The sequence below is a fragment of the Enterobacter sp. BIDMC 29 genome (genome assembly GCF_019378755.1).
Taxonomy (GTDB): domain Bacteria; phylum Pseudomonadota; class Gammaproteobacteria; order Enterobacterales; family Enterobacteriaceae; genus Enterobacter; species Enterobacter ludwigii.
In genome coordinates, this window is sequence record NZ_CP080000.1 from 2,215,110 (window position 1) to 2,215,599 (window position 490).

Annotated in this window: 1 protein-coding gene; it reads right to left on the bottom strand. The window is 52.9% G+C overall.

Translation table 11 applies throughout. The features are described 5' to 3' along the window. Positions 1-490: GDP-mannose 4,6-dehydratase (locus JTA15_RS09970; RefSeq protein WP_219373183.1), on the bottom strand; the 490-nt coding region annotated here is incomplete at both ends.

The window sequence follows — 490 nt, forward strand, 5'->3', positions numbered from 1 at the left end:
CTGGCTTCCATCCCAGCTCAACACCAATTTTATGCGCATCAATCGCGTAGCGGCGGTCATGCCCGGGGCGGTCAGCGACGTAAGTAATCTGATCGCGATAGGAACCTTCTTTCGGCACGATTTCATCCAGCAGATCGCAAATGGTGTGGACCACGTCCAGATTTTGCTTTTCGTTATGCCCGCCGATGTTGTATGTCTCACCCGGTTTACCCTGGGTTACGACGGTGTACAGCGCACGCGCATGATCTTCAACATACAGCCAGTCACGGATCTGGTCGCCTTTACCGTAAATAGGCAGCGCTTTACCGTCCAGCGCATTCAAAATCACCAGCGGGATCAGCTTCTCAGGAAAGTGATACGGGCCATAATTATTTGAGCAGTTGGTCACGATTGTTGGGAAACCGTAAGTGCGCAGCCATGCGCGAACCAGATGGTCGCTGGAAGCTTTTGAGGCAGAATAAGGGCTACTTGGCGCATAGGCGGTGGTTTC